The sequence below is a fragment of the Sulfurimonas sp. ST-25 genome (assembly GCF_048079205.1).
Taxonomy (GTDB): domain Bacteria; phylum Campylobacterota; class Campylobacteria; order Campylobacterales; family Sulfurimonadaceae; genus Thiomicrolovo; species Thiomicrolovo sulfuroxydans.
Genome location: NZ_CP182225.1, coordinates 1,127,531 through 1,143,577, shown reverse-complemented (window position 1 = coordinate 1,143,577; position 16,047 = coordinate 1,127,531). Strand labels below are relative to the sequence as shown.

The window sequence follows — 16,047 nt, the reverse complement described above, 5'->3', positions numbered from 1 at the left end:
GATAAGTCTGTTTTTACTCTTTAATTATCAAAACTCCGGCCGGCAGGAATTGTACCTCTTGCATAGCTTGAGTTATGATCACTTTCCAGTCTCCATAAAAATCTCCCAATAAAACTTTTTGCGTAATACAGTTGAAGTTCATCATGTTCTCTATCAATCCATCCCTCTAATCTATACATCATCTCATACAAACAAACATCTTGATATTTATCATTATTAAACAATGGCTCAGTCATCATTTTATGCACACGTTCTTCCAATGACATTTCCATTAAATCAGACTCCACCGACATCAAACTATCGAACAATTCTTTCAAAATATCAGATGCAAAAATACTGTTTGAGATATAGATTTTTTTAAGTGCCAAATAATGTTCGTATAACTCAAGTTCATTTTTTGATGAGCCATATTTCATATTTTCAAGATAATACACATAAAGGGGGCCGTACAATTTTTCAATACGCTCTTTAATCTCATCTTTATTACGATTTTGAATAAAAATATAGGCATTAGTTCCTGCAACTATTGTTGCACCAATAATTGCACCTACACCTAGTAAATTAATATCCATGTCATTACTCTTCCAAGGATGCTACAACCGTTCTAAAACTTTCGAGAGCTGCTTCAATATTATCAACAATCTCCAGTGCCAGTTCATCCGGCTCGGGAAGGTTTTCAAGGTCACTGAGGCTTTCATCTTTGAGCCAAAAAATATCGAGGCTTGTTTTGTCCCGGGCGACAATCTCATCGTAACTGTATTTGCGCCAGCGGCCTTCGGGGTTTTCTTCACTCCATGTTTCGACACGCTCGTCACGATCTAACGGCTTGTAGCATTCCAGAAAATCTATCAGATCTTCGAACCTCATCGGGTTTTTCTTTTTGGTGTGGTGGATGTTTGTGCGGTAGTCGTAGATCCACACCTCTTTGGTCCACTGATCTATACGGGTCGGTTTGTTGTCAAAGAAGAGAACGTTTGCTTTAACACCGTTTGCATAGAAAATGCCCGTCGGCAGACGCAGGATGGTGTGTAAGTCAGTTTTTTCCAACAGCTTTTTGCGCACAGTCTCGCCCGCGCCTCCCTCGAAGAGGACGTTGTCGGGGAGTACGACCGCCGCCTGGCCGTCGGCCTTGAGCATGGTGTAAATGTGCTGGACGAAGTTGAGCTGTTTGTTCGAGGTCGTCGTCCAGAAGTCCTCACGGTTGTAAGTGAGCTCCTCTTTCTGCTGTTCTCCTGCCTCGTTTGTAAAGGTCATAGAACTCTTTTTACCAAAAGGCGGATTAGCGAGGACATAATCAACCGCCTTGGAAGGTGATGCAATGAGTGCATCAGTTCCGGCAATCATAGAATCACCGTCAATCTCACCGATGTTATGTAGGAACATATTCATCAGCGCCAAGCGACGGGTGTTGGCAACGATCTCATTACCGTAGAAGGTTTCATGCTTTAGGAAATCCCTCTCATCGCGGTCTAGTCCCTGCTCAACCAGGTAGTCATAGGCCGCCAGCATAAAGCCGCCCGTGCCGCATGCCGGGTCGGCGATTGTTTTCATCGGCTTGGGACGCACCGCCTCGACCATTGCCTTAATGAGCGCACGCGGTGTAAAGTACTGCCCCGCCCCGCTCTTGGTGTCTTCAGCGTTCTTCTCCAGCAGTCCTTCGTAGATGTCGCCCTTGACGTCGGTCCCCATCATCACCCAGCTTTCTTTGTCTATCAGGTCGATCAGCTTGAAGAGCTTAGCCGGGTCCTGTATCTTGTTTTGTGACTTGGTGAAGATCTGCCCCAGCATTCCATGGTGCTTACCCAGCTCCTGTAAGGTCAGTATGTAGTGGGTCTCTAGCTCTGCCCCGCGTTGAGACTTGAGCTTGTTCCATCCGAATCCTTCGGGAATACCAACCTTGCGATTGTAAGGAGGCTTGCTATATTCCTCTGCCATTTTCAGGAATAGCAGGTAGGTAATTTGTTCGAGGTAATCGCCGTAGCTCACACCATCGTCGCGCAGTACGCTCGCAAAGTTCCAAATTTTATTGATTATGGTTGATGGGCTCATTTATTTCTCAAATTTCCAAATATGCAGTGCTCTGTCTGCTAACTTTTTACCGCGACTTTCGACTTCATCAAACTTAAAATTCTGATAGTTATTTGCAAGTTCTTGTGTTAATTGAATATTCGATTTTCTATAACTCTCTTGTTTGTCAGCATAAGGATTATTCGAGGCGATTATGTTCAAGCTACCTGCCAACAAAGTCATATTGCCAATAAGATGGACATACTGTTGGTGCAAATTATTCGCATCTTGACCCAAATACACTTCCCAATCCCCGAATTCATTTTTCGATTTTTTTGTATTGATTGTCTCAGGAATAATGTGTTCCAAGTGCACTTCACTGCTTGAACTGATTGTAAATTCTCCAGTATTTCCACTCATCTCATATTCCAGTTGTTCTAGTATATACTTAGCTCTAGCACGCAATTTCCCTTTGAACTTTTGAGTAGGAAAGTTGGCTTTAAACAAACTATCGGCCGGCAAATGAGGTTCGAGTTTATTTTTCACTTGTTCTTCAACGGTTATTTCTGTATCTTCATCAAATATTCGATTTAATTTGGCAAAAATATCATCATGTTCACCTGTACGAGCCTCACAAATATGTCTACGCAACATGAATGTTTCTATGGTCTTCAGTACGGCAACTTTTTGACTATCGGAATACTCTCTTCCTAATAGATTCATCAAGAAAATATATGAAGGCATTGAAAGAATTCGCTCTAAGTTATAAAGATGACGATTGATACGGATATCATCAAATGTTCTATTGACTATTTTTTTATAAACTCGCGAAGAAGCCTTTATTTGATCAACAAAATCACCAACAGGGATTTTGTTGATCACTTTCTTATTTGTGCCTTTTTCTTTTTCGGTTTCATCATCTTCTTCTACCGTTTCATCGGGTTCTGCACCGTGATCACCATAGTATGCAAACTCAACCATTTTGTCACTGTCTTTGACGTGAGAGAAATAGTATTTTTTGAATTCCTCCACCAAATAGGTAAAGGAAATTTTTCTCGTTAGCTGCATACACATATATTGGCGTAAGAAATCATCAGTATCGATACCATCAAGATTTGTGATAATTTCAGTCCATTTCTCTTTGATATCATCAAGTACATCATCACCTAGTTGTGCAGAATGACCGAAAATAAAGTTTTTGATCAAATCTGTCGCAGACAGCCTCAACCCCCTGTTGTTAATGGTCTCAAAAAGCTTGAAGGCGTCTTTTGCCATTCCAATGTCCAAGCGTATTACAACAGCTACATTGATGAGCTTGTAATAAAATCTGTTTAACTTTTCACTATCGTAGTCACTCAGCCATTCGTTGAAATTCTGGTAAGCATATTTTAGATTTTCATTTTTCATCTGTTCAAAATTTTTGTCTTTAACCAAATGAATATAATCTGGATTATCCAAATCGCCCAATATGACTTTGTTCTGTTCTACATCGTCATATCCTTTACTTGTAAGCATCTTTGTAATCTCTTGCGCTTTATCATCTTTTCCTAGTTCAACAAATCGTTTACGAATGGACATCAGAAGAATCGAAAGAGTAGTGATACGCTGTTGACCGTCTACAAGCTCTGGTTTATTCAGACCACCTTGGAAAAAGTTAGTATGGAAAACAAGCATCCCAAAAAGGTGGCTATCATTATCCTGAAGCAAATCAATATCATCGAACAATGCTTCGGTTTGCGCTTCTTTCCACGCGTATCGTCTCTGGTACGCTGGAATAATGAATTGTTCATTTTGATTAGCAAAAAGCTGTCCAATGGTCAGTTTATTCGGTGTTATATTCATTTTGTTCCTTTTTAGTAAGGTAAATACTGAAAATTAATATCAAATGTCTTTTGTGCAGAAGCCCATTCAGACGCCACTTTTGGATCTTTTGAATAAAACATTAAACACACTGCCGGATTCGCTTTTAAAGATGTTTGGGGCCAGTTTCCATATTGATTCATCAGTGGACGAGACAAAAAGCTTAATTCTCTCCTGACTCCTAAAATACTCTTTAAATAATATTTTTTTGAAACTACGTCTTCAACAGCTTTACACTCAATGCCAAGATATATTTCATCAGGCCAAGGATATGAATTAGCATTGATTTTACAAAACAAAATATCCAATTCATGTACATCACTTTTATCTATTGGTAAAATATTAGTTCTATCAATTGCGCTACGTCCCAAATGAGAATGCGTTGCACTTAATGCAAAAAATTCTATGTCCGTAAAGATATTTCCAATATGGTTCTTAGCACTATCGAAAACCATAAAGTATGGATAATGATAATTGATAGGTCCACCACCACTCTTCAAATAGATTTTGCTACCTTTTGATAGTCGAAATGTAAAACCTTCATTATTATGCAATTCTTCCAATACATGAGCCAACACCCAAGCTTCATAAAATTTCGAATTTTTTATGGATGTTGCTGTAGTTAATGAGTTGCTTCTAGTCTTTGTAATACTACTATTACTAACTTTTTTCAAAATATTGGCAATATCATTTTTTGCTTGTTGCAATGTCATTTGGGTAACCTTTACATTCCTGGTCCACGTGGTTTAAAACCTGGGTTAGAATCTTCAATTTCGGTATTTTCAAGTGCTTTCAATAATTCTTGAAACTCATAAATGACATGTGAATCTATAGAGTCATAGTCTGTCAAACTTATAATTCGTTGACCAATATCATATGCTTTCTGGTCTTTGTCAGAGAATTCCAGTACAACATTAGCTATTGAATTTCCGGACTCACTGGCAATATAATCTGAATTAAACTTCTCCAACAAAGTATGGCTAGTTTCCAATGTTTCATGCTTAATCACAGATTGGAGAAAATCAATATATTTCAAAACCTTTGTCTTTGGACTCTCTATATCCATTACATTTTTAATAAACCGATCTTGTAGTTCATTTAGTTCTAATTTGTTTATTTCTTTTCGAATAAACTGATAAAGTTCTTCCCATTCTTCTTCAGTCATTGTTTCTCCTTCTTAATGCGCTTCAAAAGCTCCGAAGCCGGTTCATCGTTTACATCCTGCGGAACAAGCTTGCCTTCGAAGGCTTTTTTGAGGATGCTCTGGCGGAGGCGTTCGGCTTTTTGAAGGCTCTCGTCGATCGCTTTTTCCATCGCATCGGCTTCACTGAGACGGGATTCGATTTCATTGACAATTTGGTGTTGTTCAGATACTGACGTCATAGGAAGTACTAAACTTTCCAATTCTCCAGAGTTAATATTATTCACGCCACTGGTCGATTTTGCTTTCTGTTCAATCTGCTGACGTAGTAATTGAGAGCTCATTGCATAATGCAAATACATACTATTGACGGAGGAGTATGGGCGCAATCGAATCAAATACCCAGCATACAAATATTGCTCATCTTTTTCAGAAATCAATGCCGTTTTACCAACAAGGCTAATACTACCATTGGAGCGGATTGTAAGGAGATCGCCGGAAATCAGACCATAGGTCTCTTGTTCATCTTCATCAAACGATGCAAACTTCAAGTCTTGCGCATCTATAAACCCATTAGCAATATTAGGAATCCTTAGTACTCCAACTCCCGCTGTCTCATAATCACACTTTTTGGAAGTGCCATATTTTGGTTCTTCGATAATCAGTCCCATTTTTACAGCAATCCAATTTGAAGGCAACATAGCAAATTCTGATTGCTCATCATAAGTCAATGGAGATAGCTCTTTCAACTTCTTCGGCTTCGCAGGCTTTTTCCCCTCTTTGCCGTTGACTTCCCACGCCTGGACTGCCTCTTTCCAGTCGTCGAGCTTCTTTTCATAGGCCGCTTCGCGCTCGGCTTTGATGCGTTCCAACAGGCTCTCGGCGCTTTCCAGCTCGTCAGCGTGTTCCCTGCGCCACGCTTCGGTGAGCTTCCCTTCGAAGGCGGACTTCAGCACCGTCTGGCGATAGCGTTTGAGCTGCGCTTTGGCGGCTTTGAGGCTTTCGACGCCGTTATCAAGTTCACTGAACAGGGTTTCGATTTTTTCAACGATACGGTGTTGTTCGGGGAGAGGGGGGACTGGAACGTTTACGATTTGTGCAAATTTCTGACTAATACCACCTTGTGCAGCACCACGAAAGTCTTCTAGTATTTGTCTATTTCCGGTAGATGAATAAAGAAAATAAAACAAGCTTTTTGCATTCAATACCTTATACGGTCTACATACAAAAACATGTTCATTGACAACAGCTTTTTCAAAAGGAAATGACTCTCTTACAATAGAAGTTTTACCTGTAGTAGCTCCATCTTTAACAATCAGGATATCACCATTTTGTATTTTTCCACGCTTCATTTTCTCAGCAAATTCAAAAGGGACATATTTAATTTTTGCGAATTTAAATCCACCGTTATTATCTAAATGCTCTCCTCCCAAACTAGCTATGCCTTCCTCTATACCTTGCACACCACCTTTGGGTCTACTTCCGGATTCTAGGGTTTCAAGCAAGGCCAACAATGGTGTTTCAACCCAACCTTTTGGCAACTCAAATTCTTTCATTCTTCACTTTTTACTATTCATTTTCTAACTAACAAGAGCTTCATTCATTTCATCTAGAAGTGGAGCCAGTTCATCCCCAAAAAGCTTATAAACTTTCCCCAGCGCCCCCTGCTCCATCAGCTCGAAATCGTCGGTCTCGAAACGGTAGGAACGGGCGATCTCGTCGCGGATGCGGCGCAGCCAGTCCATCTGCACTTCGCTGAATTTCGGGGCGTTACCCGCGTGCTTCTTGAGTACCCAATCCTGGAAGTTCAAGGCCACGCGTTTTTGCAGGGGTGTAAGTGTATCGTCAATGCCTGAAACGTAACGCACCAGCCCAACCAGCGCTCCGAGTTCGCTTTTCGGGCTACCGTTTGCCGCGCTCAAACGCTCATAGGCTTCCCACACTTTCAACGGTGCAAGCGGCGGGCGCTCCTCTTTGAGTTTCTCCACCAACTCCTTGAGCATCCTGTAAGTCACCTCACGGCGACGATAGGGTTCGTTATAGAAAATGCGTAGAACAGTAATCTCGTCTTTGTTCTTTTCCAGAAAAGATTCGAAGCTCTCGATGATGTTCTTCGCCCCCTCCTCGCTCTCCGTCTTCCAGCCGCTAAAGACGACACTGTCTATGTTGACGGTATCAATGATCTGCTCGCGTTTTCGGCGGACCTCATCGGCATAGTTGACCAACTCGCCGGTCAATACAGAGCGAGCCTCATCTACCATCGCTTCCTGTGCCTTATCCAGCTGCTCCGGCGTCACCATCTCGTCATCGACGATCCCGAACATCAGTTGCGCTCTTTCGACTTGTTTGTCTGCATCGTGAGCATCCAGAAAGATATGGGTGACGTCTTCAATCTTCCTGTCGGCAATTCTCGTAAATTCTTCGCGTTCCTTAGCGGTCATCTCTTTATTTAAACGCGCCAAACGCGCCGCTATGGAGCGGTAAGTGTCTTCATCATCCGCACCGCCCATTAGTACTTCCATCATCAGGTCTTTCATAGGCACCGACTTCTTGCGCTCCAGCGGCTGGCTGTCTGTTTTGACCGACTCAGTCACTCCCACCGCATCGACGATGACGAAGTGGGTCTTGTCATGTTCAATGTTCGTGCCCGCCTTTTTCATCATGTCCATGCTACAGATACGCGTGCCCCGCCCCTTCATCTGCTCGAAGTAGTTGCGCGAGCGCACATCCCGCATGAAAATGAGGCATTCCAACGGCTTCACGTCGGTCCCCGTGGCGATCATATCCACTGTTACGGCGATGCGCGGATAATAGTCATTACGCAAGGATTGTAAAATCTCTTTAGGGTTTTTCGCCTGGTAAGTCACCTTCTTACAAAACTCGTTACGTTCCCCGAACTCCTCGCGTACGATGGAGATGATGTCATCGGCGTGGGAATCACTTTTTGCAAAGATGAGGGTTTTCGGCACTTCTTTACGGTCGGGAAAGAGCACCGGAAGTTTTGCCTTGAACTCTTTAACAATGTTGCGGATCTGACTCGGATTGACGACCTTTTTGTCGAGCTGGCTCTGGCGGTACTCCACGTCGTCGTCGAGCTCGCGCCACTTCTTCTTGCGTGTCAGTTTGTCACGGTGCTCGACGACCTGCTTGATGATCACGCCATCGCCGCTTTTGCTCTCCTTGTCGAGTTTCGCCCCTTCCTTCGTGATAGCCGTAGTAATGATGTACTCTTCATAGGGTACATTTACCCCATCGGCCACAGCGTTATCGTGGGTGTATTGGCTAACGATGTTTTCATGGAAGAAACCGAACGTGCGCTTGTCCGGCGTAGCCGTCAATCCAATAAGGAATGCGTCGAAATAGTCAAGTACTTGCTGCCAAACATTATAGATGGAGCGGTGACACTCGTCAACAATGATGAAGTCAAAAAATTCGATGGGAATGGCGGGATTATAGGCAACCTCTCTGGGACGCTCACCATTTTGGTGTTCGAAACCGCTGATATCTTCGGCGGATTCGTCAAGTTTATTGCCCCGCAGGATTGAGTACATCCGCTGGATGGTGCTGATGCAGACCTGTGAATCGGTAGCGACATAGGAAGAGCTGAGGCGCTGGACGTTGTAGAGTTCCGTGAACTGTCGGTTGTCGTCCTGCGGGGTGTAGGCCATGAACTCTTTCTCCGCCTGCTCACCGAGGTTTCTCGTATCGACAAGGAAGAGAATGCGTTTGCCCCTGGCGTGTTTGAGCAAACGATAGATGGAGGTAATGGCTGTAAATGTCTTCCCAGCGCCCGTCGCCATCTGAATAAGTGCGCGGGGGCGGTTCTCGCCGAATGAGGTTTCGAGGTTTGTCACTGCGCTGATCTGGCAGTCGCGGAGTCCTTCCGTAGAGAGTCCTGGGAAATGTTCCAAGCGCGTACGCAAACTCTCGGATTGTCCCAGCCACTCCCGCAGCGTTTCGGGACGGTGGAAGCTAAAGACTTCACGGGAACGGGGTTTGGGATCACGCTCATCGCGGAAACGTGTTAACGTTCCAGTGCTTTCGTAAATGAATGGGAGGAAAGTATTTTCGGAACACCACTTGAGCTTTGCTTCCGCATAACCCTGTGACTGTTCTTCGACGACCGAAATGCGGTGTCCTTCGGTCTCTTTTTTCGCCTCGATGACCCCAACAGGTTTGCGGTCGACGAAAAGAACATAATCCGCCGGGCCGATATCGGTCTGGTACTCACGAACTGCAATCCCCTCGGCGGCTTTATGATCGATGGCATCTTTGTTCTGTACCGCCCAGCCGGAAGAGCGGAGCATCGCATCTATCTTGTCGCGGGCAATCTGTTCCGGGTTCTGATTTAGTAGCGAATCATACATGATCTTCCTAAGGCGGTGCACAAACTATGAAGATCAATTTTATCACGTGAAGCTTTGTTTATATTGTATACGGTGACGCCACCGTATCAAGTCTAATATATCTCCTTCACCCGCCCTACTTCGCCGCTCATGAGGCGTACTTTGATGCCGTGTGGATGCGTAGCGCTTTTGGTGAGGATGTCGCGGACAATGCCGTCAGTAAGACGGCCGGTGTCCTGGTCCTGTTTCAACACGATGGCGACGCTCAATCCGAAGCGTATGTTCTTTCGCTGTCTGGGGTCCGGCATTGTGCTCATATCAGCTTCACTTCGACTTTTTTCCCAAACGCCTTGGCCACACGTTCCAGAAAATCAATCCCGATGTTAACATTGCCATTTTCGATGCGTGAAATGACCGCCTGTGTCGTTCCAACCTTTTCCGCGAACTGCTTCTGCGTCAGGTCATACTTGATGCGGAGTTTCAGCAGTTGTCTAATGACTTGATAACGAGGTTCAAGCCGCTCCCATTCACGTTTAAACTCTTCATTTTCCAACTGCTCTTTGATCAATGCCTGGAGTTCACTCATGTTTTCATCTCCTTCATGCGCTGTTTGGCAATATCAATCTCTTTTCTGGGTGTCTTCTGCGTCTTTTTCACAAAACCATGCAGTAAGACAAATCGTCTACCGGTGTGTGCAAAATAGATAACCCGGTAGATACCTTTATGATCTTTCGCCCTGACTTCGTACAGTTTCTCTTCCAGAGTGTTTTACATATGGCTCTCGGATACCTGTACCTAACTGCTCCAAGAGATCCAAATTTCTCAATACAACTGTCTTGGTCTTTTCTTCCAGAGAGAGAATCCACTCATAAACCGGTTTTGAGCCGTTCTCATCTGTAAAAAAGACCACTTCCCATTTCATGATTATGCCTTATAGGATATAAATAATATCTTATTAGATATATTTAGATTGATCACAACATCCCCTCTTCCCTTAGACTAAGAAAACCGTCTCTGGTCAAAATAACATGATCGAGCAGCTCTATTCCCAACAATATCCCTGCCTCCTTGAGGCGCCGGGTAACCGCGACATCCTCCCGGCTCGGGGCGAGCTGGCCGCCGGGGTGGTTGTGGGCAACGATGATCCCCGCCGCGCGGTCCGCAACGGCATCGGCGAAGACCTCGCGGGGGTGCACGAGGGACTGGTTGAGGGTCCCGATGGAGACGACGCGCTTCTCGATAAGGTGCGAGGCACCGTCCAGGGCCAAGGCAATGAAATACTCCTGCTTTTTGGAACCGTATTCGCGCAGCAGTTCGTAGACATCCGCGGCCGACGTTATTTTGACGTGCTGCTTGATGAGATAGCGCCGGGAGAGCTCGACGGCCGCGAGGATCTGCGCGGCTTTTGCTTCACCCATGCCGTGGACGGAGGTCAGATCGTCGAGCGTCAGCCTCTCGAACGAGGTGTCAAAGAGCCCCACGATCTCTTTGGAGAGCTGCAGCACATCCTTGCCCGGCACCCCGCTGCCGAGCAGCACTGCCATCAGCTCATACGCCTTGAGGGTAGCGGGACCTTTTGCCAACAGTTTTTCGCGGGGCTTGTCGCCTTTGTAGAGTTCCTGGAGCTTTTTCATGCAATAATTCTATCGCAATATAACTACATATGTTATATTAAGTTTAAACAAAACCGAGCTGAGCTTCTGAATATTGATTAACGCGCTTCAGGCCCTGAAGCTAATGGAAATATAGAGCTTCGGCACGCCGAAGCGCATCCAATCAATTGGGGCTTGGCCTTGAGCATTCCTTATAAGCCATCCCGGAGGCATAAAGCCGGGAGGGATGAGCGATTTGCGAAAGGCCGCTTTTTACGCTACTTTTTCTAAAAAAGTGGCAAAGAAATACACACTATTCATTCTTTTCTTTTTCATAAGAAAAGAACCAAAAGAAAATCGTCGTTGCGCGAATCGCTCGCCCTTCTCGGCTTTATGCCTTCAGGGCGGCTTTCACGGCACGCTTAACGACACTGAGCCTATTGATTAATGCGCTTCGGCAAACCGAAGCTAACGTCAAAAAAAGAGCTTCGACTCGTCGAAGCGCATTCAATAAAATCGAAAATTGGCACTGAGCGCTCTTTGAAAGCCGCCGCATGACGCTGCATTGTTCGTATTCTCTTCATCAAAGGTCGCTTTTCCGCACTGTTTTTTGCCTTTTTTACAGCATATCCTACCCTGGAACGGCGTAGGAAGGGGGCGTTTCCATGTGCGAGTGCTATTTCCCCTCTTCGGTTATAATGACGCCACTTTTGTCAATGAGGAGTCCCTATTATGAAACTGATTCCGGTGGCCGCGATGGCGGCAGTGATGTTGCTCAGTTCCGGCTGTGTTATGAAGAGTACGCACGAGGCGACGCTGCAGGAGCTGAACCAGACCCGCACGCAGCTCGGTTCCGCGCAGCAGACCATCAAGGAGCAGCGCGACGAGATTGTGCGCAACCAGGCGCAGATCGCCAAGGACCGCGAGGAGATCGCCAAGGGCAAGTCGCAGATCGAGTTCAACAATGTCGAGCTGAGCGAGATGGAGATGCGCAAGCTGCAGCTCCAGCAGGACCTTGAGGCGGCCCGCAAAGAGCTGGGGGCTTCCCGCGAACAGCTTGAGACGATGAAACAGATCGAGGCCGAGACGCAGAAGCGCAACGAGATCTACGCGCAGTTCGTCAAGGAGCTGCAGAAGATGATCGACGGCGGGCAGCTGACCGTCTCCATCGAGAAGGGGCGCATCGTCATCAACCTCCCCGATGAAGTCCTCTTCGCCAGCGGCAGCGCGACGGTGAACAAAGCGGGCCGGGAGGCGCTGGCGCAGATCGCCAAGGCCCTCGCCGCCTTCCCCGACCGCCGTTTCCAGGTCGAGGGGCACACGGACAACGTTCCCATCAAGAGCGCGCGCTTCCCGAGCAACTGGGAGCTCTCCACCGCGCGCGCCCTCAGCGTCGTGCACCTCATGGTCGACGAGGGCGTCTCCGCCGACAACGTCTCTGCCGCCGGCTTCGGCGAGTTCCACCCCCGTGCGACCAACGAAACGCCGGAGGGGCGCGCGCTCAACCGCCGCATCGAGATCATCATGCTGCCGAACCTGGAGATCCTCTCCAACGAGCTTCCCAAGCTCGCCGAGTAACGCCTACGCGGGCGCGCTGTGCCCGCATCCTCCCCCGTATCACCTTTTTATCTCCGCCCGAAACGACCTTCTCCATTTAATTTTGCTTTTATTTTTTAGGAGTTATCATGACTCTTGTACGTACGAAAGATCTTTAAAAAGGTACCGCAAAGGAAGCCAATGAATCAAACGAATTTATTGGCGGTTTTGGGTCCCTCGTCGCAAGAGGATGCCGCCCCTAATACAGAGTTGGGGTATGGGCTGAAACGCGACGAAGGATCGGGTAAACGAAGTAAGATGCTTTTCTGCAAAAGGTGAAGCCGGGTCGAAGCAGCCAATAGAGCTCGGCGCGCATGACAGTGCAGCGCCACCACATGGGACCGCGGGCGCTTTACCTTTCACAGACAAGATGCCGGGCAACCTCGCTCCAGAGATTGGAACCGTCGCGCCGCTTGGATCGGCTCGCGACAAGCTATGAGGTCATATGCCCCTTCGGGAGTTCGGCATCTTACTAAAGGGTGCGCCGTATGCACCGCCTGGGCCATCAAACCGCCCACGGGAGCGCTTAGGCTCCCACCGCTGCCGCGTGAAGCGGGAGCGGCATACTCAAAGACTCCCTGTTCCCGCGCTTTTAAATGGAATGCGATTGGCGCGATGATGGAAGTTCAGTCGGCGACTTTGCCGCGCAACTTTTTCTTTTCTCCCTGTTTCTTTTTCGACTGCAATCTTTTTTTGACAGAGCCCTTCGTCGGTTTGGTCGCAATGCGCTTCTTTTTGGAGACGTTGACGCTTTTGATCAGCTCGGCAAGCCGCTCCAGTGCCTCCTCTTTGTTCTGTTCACGGCTGCGGTGCTGCTGGGACTTGATAACGACGATCCCCTCCTTCGTAATACGGCTCTCTTTCAGGGCGAGCAGGCGCTCTTTGTAAAACTCAGGGAGTGAAGACGCAGCGATGTCAAAACGGAGGTGAATGGCTGCAGAGGTCTTATTAACCTTCTGCCCGCCGGAGCCCTGGGCACGGATGGCCTCGATCTCGATCTCATCCTCGCTAAGGCTTACGTTGTTCGAAATGGTAAGCATGGTTCCCTAGAACGAGGACATCAGGATGTTGTAGAGCAGGTAGATGATGATCGCGATGGCGAAGGCGCTGAGGATCCAGTTGCGTTTGTTGGAAGATATCGGTTTTTCGTAGTCGCTGGATTCATCCAGCTCCGGTTCGCGTTCGTCGAGTTCGGAGAGCGGTTTGTCGGCCATAGTCATATCCTTTGGTGAACTTTTACCTCCCATTATAGCGTGACTACAGCTCGTCATACTCCATGCCGTATTGCAGCTCGGGGAAGTGGCGCTCCAGCATCTGTTCGATGGCCTCGCGGTATTGCGCCGCGGCCCGGGCGTCCGGGGAGAGGAAAATGAGGGCGATGTCGGCCTCTTTTGGGTATTCGCCGCTGATATCCATGACGGAGACGTTGAAGCTCTTCAACCGCTCCTTGATGCTGTTCGTGATGCTGCGGCGTCCCTTGAGAGAGTGGACATAGGGGAGTTCGAAGTGCAGATCGCAGTGACAGATGATCATAAACACCTTTTATTATTTTTGTTATTTTATAATAAGAATATCATAGATATGTCTGATATAATTGCCATCTTGATGCGATGAAGAGAGAATAAAATTTTTCAGAGGTAAAAATTGTGAAAGCGTTTACACAAAAGGTTTGCCCTGTCTGCGGTGCGGGACAAGCTTTACGGCTCAAGCGTACCTTCGTTGAGAAGTACCTGCTGTTCAGAAAAAGAAAATACAAGTGCCATAACTGCCACCACATCTACCACGGCTAACTATCCATCATCCCCCCTGCGCGCCATACGCCCCCTTTCACGGAGGCAGGCTATAATGGCGCCATGAAAAAATCCATCCTTATTACCGGCTGCTCCAGCGGCATCGGCTATGAAACGGCCCTGACGCTTTTCAGACAGGGTTATGACGTCTTTGCCACGGCGCGTGCCCAGGAAGATGTTCTCAGGCTTATCTCGGAGGGGCTTAATGCCCACCAGCTCGATGTCACCGACCCCGACAGCATCGACGCGGCCCTGAAATGGGTCCTGGAGCAGACGGGCGGCACCCTCTACGCCCTCTTTAACAACGCAGGCTACGGCCAGCCCGGCGCCCTCGAGGACGTCCCGACCTTCGCCCTGCGCGAACAGTTCGAGACGAACGTCCTCGGACTGCACGAGCTGACCCGCCGCGTCCTCCCCCTTATGCTCGCTCAGGGGTACGGGCGCATTTTGCAGCACAGTTCGGTACTGGGACTCGTCTCGCTGCGCTTCCGCGGCGCCTACAATGCCAGCAAGTACGCCATCGAGGGGCTCTGCGACACCCTGCGCCTGGAGCTGGAGGGCACGGGCGTCCACGTCGTCACCCTCAACACGGGCCCGATCCGCTCACGTTTCCGCGACAACGCCATCAAAATGTTTGAAAAGAATGTCGACACGGCGCAGAGCCGTTTTGCGGACGTGTACCAGGAGGAGGTGTACAAGCGCAAAGCGAACAAGGAGGAGAAGGACCGCTTCACCCGCGATGCGGACGCCGTGACCCGTAAAGTTATCAGGGCCCTGGAGGCGGAGCGCCCGGCCCCGCGCTACCACATTACCGGCGCGACGACCTTGCTCGCGCTTTTCAAACGCCTGCTGCCCACCCGGGGGCTCGACGCCCTGCTACGCAAGATCCAGTAGTCCCTTTTCCAGCGCCGCTTCCGCTTCGCGTCGCCCCGCGTCAAAGGCATCATCGAGCTTCGATGTATCGAAGATATTCATCTCTGCGCACCCCTGCACTTCCAAATAGGCGTCCGCAAAATGCTTCGACGCCTCGACGTTGGCCGCCATCATCAGTATGAGGGCACGGTAGGTCGTCTGCATGACGTTTTTCGGCTCTTGGGGCAGGATGGCGTTGACATTGATGCCGAGGATGGGCAGGCCCTTCGCTTTGAGGGCCCGCACCGGCATATTGTCCATGAAACCGCCGTCGCCGAGGCGCATCCCCCCGTAGGATACGGGGGCAAAGAAGGGGATGAGCGACGAGGAGGCTGCGGCCAGCTTGGCAATGGGGCCTTGGTCAAAGTAGCGGATCGTCCCCGCCGTCAGGTCTGTCGCGGCGATGACGCAGGGGGTTTGGAGATCCTCGATGTGGGTCACGGAGAGGTGGTGCGAGAGGAGCCGTTCGATCCCCTTGAGGGCGAACACCCCGCCCTGCCGGAAATGGCGCACAAGGTCGATGCGCCGGAGCTCGCGGTAGATCTCCAGGACCTCCCGCGGGGTACGGCCGTCGCAGAGCAGCACCCCGGCCAGGGCTCCGCCGCTGCTGCCGGCGACGGCGGCAATATCATACCCCTGCTGCTGCAGGACCTCGACGACCCCCAGATGGGCCACGGCGCGCACGCCGCCGCCCGATAAAGCAAGCGAAATCTTTTTTGGCGCTTTCTCCGTTCCCATAGACTCTCCCTTTGCCCTGTAGCGTTTAGGCAATCATGCCATCTTCATGGATACAGTTACTACTT

The 16,047-nt window shown here is 48.3% G+C and carries 18 protein-coding genes; 2 read left to right on the top strand and 16 right to left on the bottom strand.

Features of this window, described 5'->3' with window-relative positions:
- Positions 1–20: 20 nt before the first annotated feature.
- The 12 genes from ACM66T_RS05825 to radC all read right to left on the bottom strand — a co-directional run bounded on the left by ACM66T_RS05825 (position 21) and on the right by radC (position 10,988).
- Positions 21–572, bottom strand: a complete 552-nt coding sequence (locus ACM66T_RS05825) for a hypothetical protein (protein WP_416768879.1) — start codon at positions 570–572, stop codon at positions 21–23.
- 4 nt (positions 573–576) lie between these two features.
- On the bottom strand, positions 577–2,049 hold the full coding sequence (locus ACM66T_RS05820; protein ID WP_416768878.1) for an N-6 DNA methylase: 1,473 nt from the start codon (positions 2,047–2,049) through the stop codon (positions 577–579).
- Positions 2,050–3,849 (bottom strand): DUF262 domain-containing protein, encoded by a 1,800-nt coding sequence (locus ACM66T_RS05815; RefSeq protein WP_416768877.1) that lies wholly within the window; start codon positions 3,847–3,849, stop codon positions 2,050–2,052. It lies immediately after the preceding gene.
- An 11-nt stretch (positions 3,850–3,860) separates the two neighbouring features.
- A complete protein-coding gene (locus ACM66T_RS05810) occupies positions 3,861–4,580 on the bottom strand; it encodes a hypothetical protein (RefSeq protein ID WP_416768876.1) in 720 nt (239 codons plus the stop codon).
- 11 nt (positions 4,581–4,591) lie between these two features.
- A complete protein-coding gene (locus ACM66T_RS05805) occupies positions 4,592–5,032 on the bottom strand; it encodes a hypothetical protein (protein ID WP_416768875.1) in 441 nt (146 codons plus the stop codon).
- Positions 5,029–6,564 (bottom strand): restriction endonuclease subunit S, encoded by a 1,536-nt coding sequence (locus ACM66T_RS05800; RefSeq protein ID WP_416768874.1) that lies wholly within the window; start codon positions 6,562–6,564, stop codon positions 5,029–5,031. The genes ACM66T_RS05805 and ACM66T_RS05800 overlap by 4 nt, the downstream gene beginning before the upstream one ends.
- A gap of 24 nt (positions 6,565–6,588) precedes the next feature.
- Complete coding sequence (locus ACM66T_RS05795; protein ID WP_416768873.1) at positions 6,589–9,375, bottom strand: DEAD/DEAH box helicase family protein; 2,787 nt, start codon at positions 9,373–9,375, stop codon at positions 6,589–6,591.
- Between the two features lie 92 nt (positions 9,376–9,467).
- Positions 9,468–9,662, bottom strand: coding sequence for a YwbE family protein (locus ACM66T_RS05790; RefSeq protein WP_231021224.1), 195 nt, complete (start codon positions 9,660–9,662; stop codon positions 9,468–9,470).
- A 5-nt stretch (positions 9,663–9,667) separates the two neighbouring features.
- Positions 9,668–9,940: a helix-turn-helix transcriptional regulator gene (locus ACM66T_RS05785; protein ID WP_345971320.1), complete on the bottom strand. Its 273-nt coding sequence runs from the start codon at positions 9,938–9,940 to the stop codon at positions 9,668–9,670.
- Complete coding sequence (locus ACM66T_RS05780; protein ID WP_416768925.1) at positions 9,937–10,059, bottom strand: type II toxin-antitoxin system RelE/ParE family toxin; 123 nt, start codon at positions 10,057–10,059, stop codon at positions 9,937–9,939. Before ACM66T_RS05780 ends, ACM66T_RS05785 begins: the two co-directional genes overlap by 4 nt.
- Positions 10,060–10,075: 16 nt before the next feature.
- Positions 10,076–10,276 (bottom strand): hypothetical protein, encoded by a 201-nt coding sequence (locus tag ACM66T_RS05775; RefSeq protein WP_416768872.1) that lies wholly within the window; start codon positions 10,274–10,276, stop codon positions 10,076–10,078.
- Between the two features lie 52 nt (positions 10,277–10,328).
- Positions 10,329–10,988, bottom strand: a complete 660-nt coding sequence (gene radC, locus ACM66T_RS05770) for a RadC family protein (protein WP_416768871.1) — start codon at positions 10,986–10,988, stop codon at positions 10,329–10,331.
- 690 nt (positions 10,989–11,678) lie between these two features.
- Here radC and ACM66T_RS05765 point away from each other — a divergent pair.
- A complete protein-coding gene (locus ACM66T_RS05765; RefSeq protein ID WP_416768870.1) occupies positions 11,679–12,524 on the top strand; it encodes an OmpA family protein in 846 nt (281 codons plus the stop codon).
- Positions 12,525–13,168: 644 nt separating this feature from the next.
- On the opposite strand, the gene arfB is transcribed toward ACM66T_RS05765, so the two are convergent.
- Genes arfB through ACM66T_RS05750 form a run of 3 tightly spaced genes read right to left on the bottom strand, consistent with a single transcriptional unit; the run spans position 13,169 to position 14,075 of the window.
- On the bottom strand, positions 13,169–13,582 hold the full coding sequence (gene arfB, locus ACM66T_RS05760; protein WP_416768869.1) for an alternative ribosome rescue aminoacyl-tRNA hydrolase ArfB: 414 nt from the start codon (positions 13,580–13,582) through the stop codon (positions 13,169–13,171).
- A gap of 6 nt (positions 13,583–13,588) precedes the next feature.
- Positions 13,589–13,756 carry a hypothetical protein gene (locus ACM66T_RS05755; RefSeq protein WP_416768868.1) on the bottom strand — a complete coding sequence of 56 codons (168 nt, stop codon included), beginning with the start codon at positions 13,754–13,756 and terminating at the stop codon, positions 13,589–13,591.
- A gap of 43 nt (positions 13,757–13,799) precedes the next feature.
- A complete protein-coding gene (locus ACM66T_RS05750; protein WP_231021078.1) occupies positions 13,800–14,075 on the bottom strand; it encodes a DUF503 domain-containing protein in 276 nt (91 codons plus the stop codon).
- A gap of 320 nt (positions 14,076–14,395) precedes the next feature.
- On the opposite strand from ACM66T_RS05750, the gene ACM66T_RS05745 reads away from it, so the two are divergent.
- Complete coding sequence (locus ACM66T_RS05745; protein WP_231021077.1) at positions 14,396–15,226, top strand: SDR family NAD(P)-dependent oxidoreductase; 831 nt, start codon at positions 14,396–14,398, stop codon at positions 15,224–15,226.
- Here the strand turns inward: ACM66T_RS05745 and ACM66T_RS05740 are convergent.
- Positions 15,209–15,982 (bottom strand): patatin-like phospholipase family protein, encoded by a 774-nt coding sequence (locus tag ACM66T_RS05740; protein ID WP_231021076.1) that lies wholly within the window; start codon positions 15,980–15,982, stop codon positions 15,209–15,211. The two genes, ACM66T_RS05745 and ACM66T_RS05740, sit on opposite strands and share 18 nt — an antisense overlap.
- Positions 15,983–16,047: the final 65 nt, after the last annotated feature.